Here is a 3,068-nt window from a genome sequence, read left to right on the forward strand (position 1 = left end):
ATCTCCTGGTTCGGTGACAGCGACGACAACGGCCGGATCGACTTCATCGCCTCGCCGTACTTCGACGGCGAGACCAAGGCGATCTACGACGCCGCTGCCAACACCTGGTCCGGCACCATCGTCGGCAAGAACGGCGAGATCCTCAAGTAGGACCCGCCATCGGGACGCGGGGGTCCACACCTTGCGTCTCACCCTCACACAAGGCCCGGCCCACCAGCCGGGCCTTGTGCCATTTTGGGGGTTGTCTCACAGGTCACATTTGTCCCTTTACCTCCGCCACACGCGCCAGATGGTCAAATAACGAGGCAGCCCCAGGTTGGTCAAAGCCCTGTTCGTGACTAGTTGATCTGGAAAAATTTCGCTTTACCCCCCGTATCCCTTGCCGTCGTCCCCGGAAGGCCTCGTATGTCCACCCGAGCGAAGCGGCTCGCCGCCACGCTGGCTGGCGTGCTGACCGCGACGATCGCCGTGGTGCTGCCCGGCTCTCCGGCGGGAGGGGCGGTACTCCACCACGCCCGCTCGGCGCCCGACTGGGTCGTGTCGGCGCCTCTGGCGCAGCGCGCGGCGGACGCGCAGAAGGTGATGGACTACTGGACCCCGGAGCGGCTCAAGGCGGCCAGCAGCTACGCCACGCCCGCGCGCAGCGCCCCGCAGACGAGCCCCGCCCCGACGACGACCACCACGACGGCGTCGGCCTCGTCGGACACCGAGCGGCCGACCACCGTGCAGCCCACGCGCGGACGCGCGGCGGTGAAGAACGGGCTGCCCACCACCGTCGGCAAGGTGTTCTTCCGGATCGGGGACAAGCTCTACTGGTGCTCGGGGACGGCCGTGCACTCGCCGAACCGGAACCTGGTGGCGACGGCCGCGCACTGCGCCTACAACGTCCAGGAGCCCAAGCCGGTCGAGGACTGGATCTTCATTCCCGGCTACACCGCGGACGGCAGGACCGACTGGGGCATCTACGTCGGCCACACCCTGAACCTGCACGACAGCTTCGCCGGCCTGGTCGACTGGGACTACGACTACGCCTTCGTCACCGTGCACCGCGGCTTCACCTGGCAGGCGGAAAAGGACGCCAAGGGCCAGCCGAAGAAGGACGCCAAGGGCAACCCCATCTACCGGCGCATGGACGTGGGCCGGCTGGAGGACAACGTCGGCGGCCAGGGCTTCCTGTGGAACCAGAGCCTCAAGGTGGTCACGCACGCGTTCGGCTATCCCGCGGGCGAGCAGCCGAACGGCACGCGGCCCTTCGACGGCAACTCGATGCGGTGGTGCGTGAGCCGCAGCCGGATGCGCGTCACCGCGCCCAACCTCCTGCTCAACCGGGGCGTGTCCATCCCCTGCATGTTCACCGCGGGGGCGAGCGGCGGGCCCTGGCTGATCCGCTACAACAGCACCACGGGCAACGGCTACCTCAACGGCGTGAACAGCCGGACCTGGGATCGGGACGCGGACCGGCGCTACGACCACATCTCCTCGCCGAGCTTCACCAAAGCCACGTACGTGATCTACAAGCACGCCACGACGCAGAGCACTGGGTGATCTTCGCCACCCCGCCGGCGTTTGTGTGGGCTCCTTTGACGTGAATAAGACCGGTTCGGTGCCATCCAGGCGGTGTGATTTAGATCACATGGCGGATCGGGGGAACCCGACCGGGGGCGGCGGTGGGCGGGGCGAGCGGTGCGACCGTGATCTGCATGGACACGTTCCAATGGCGGCCACCGCTAAGGGGTGCGGTGTTTGTCTCGAAATGATCTCGGCGGTTCAAGGTCAACTTTTCCTGCCAGAACCGCTACCGAGACTCAAGATCGCCGCTGTATGTTCCTGGCTATCCCTTTACTGACGCATGGGACGCAAGATGCGTTCCACGACAGCCCAAGGAGTTTCCTTGAACACCCGAGTCAAGCGTCTGGTCCTCCCGCTGGGTGGGGCCGTTGCCGCCTCCGCCCTGCTGGGCGCCTCCCTCGTCACCGCCTCCACCGCGAGCGCCGCTCCGCTGAAGTCCAGCGAGTACCTGGCCAAGACCCCCGCCGAGGCCTACTCGGTGGCGCAGTTCTGGCTCGACTCCAACGCGAACGCCCTCAAGAGCGCCAAGGAGTATCACTACGACTATAAGCTGAACGGCGAGAAGCTCCAGGTCAAGGGCGGGCCGGCCCCGGACAGCAAGCCCGGCGTGACCGCGCCGACCGGCTTCGGCAAGGTCACGACCACCAAGGTCAAGAACGTCAACCTGCCCAAGACCGTGGGCAAGGTGTTCTGGGTCGACGGCAAGGGCCAGACCTGGTGGGCCTCCGGCAGCGCGATCCACTCGCGCCACGGCAACCTGGTCGCCACCGCCGCCCACAACGTCTTCGACGGCAAGAGCGTCTTCGACAAGTGGATCTTCGTCCCGGGCTACTACAAGGGCAAGGCGCCCTGGGGCGTCTACGTGGGCAAGCAGGCCTGGACCCACTACGACTTCTCGGTCTACGAGGACTACGACAAGGACTACGCCTTCGTCAACGTCTACAACGGCTTCTCCATCGGCGACAAGGTCGAGGTCAACAAGCCCGACTACGACGCCTGGACCGGCGACAAGTGGGTCGAGTCCAAGGAGATCTCCTACAAGGAATACCAGGGGATCCTGGACAAGTACGGCTCCAAGGCCCCGGTGTGGAGCAAGGTCGAGCACGGCGCGGCGAAGGTCGGCCCGGACTACCCCGGCCGTAAGGTCCTCCTCTACACCGAGGTCACCGAGGCGACCTACAACGCCGCCCCGACGGCCGGCGAAACGCCGGCCAACGGCAGCAAGGCCAAGACCCGCGACATCCCGCTGACCCAGGCTCAGTACGAGAAGCTGCTGGACGAGAAGGCCGGCGGCAAGGTCCTGGGCAAGGTCTGGAAGGACGCCAAGGGCAACTTCTGGCTGACCAGGTACTACGTGTACCAGTGGTACAAGTTCAGCCACGCGCACAAGTTCTACCTGGACTTCTTCTACATCGGCAAGGTCAAGGACGTCGGCACCCTGTCCAGGAACGTCGGCGGCCAGGGCTTCGCCTGGAACCAGAAGCGCGGCGCCACGGTGT

2 protein-coding genes are annotated in these 3,068 nt (G+C 66.0%); both read left to right on the forward strand.

What is annotated here, in order from left to right; translation table 11 throughout:
• The first annotated feature begins 405 nt into the window (after positions 1 to 405).
• Entirely contained in the window at positions 406 to 1,545 is a 1,140-nt protein-coding gene (locus tag AB0K60_RS37590) for a serine protease (RefSeq protein WP_364066593.1), read from the forward strand.
• A gap of 346 nt (positions 1,546 to 1,891) precedes the next feature.
• Positions 1,892 to 3,068 (forward strand): hypothetical protein (locus AB0K60_RS37595; RefSeq protein WP_364066596.1); only part of this gene is annotated, 1,177 nt, incomplete at its 3' end.

It is taken from the genome of Thermopolyspora sp. NPDC052614 (assembly GCF_040678635.1).
GTDB lineage: Bacteria > Actinomycetota > Actinomycetes > Streptosporangiales > Streptosporangiaceae > Thermopolyspora.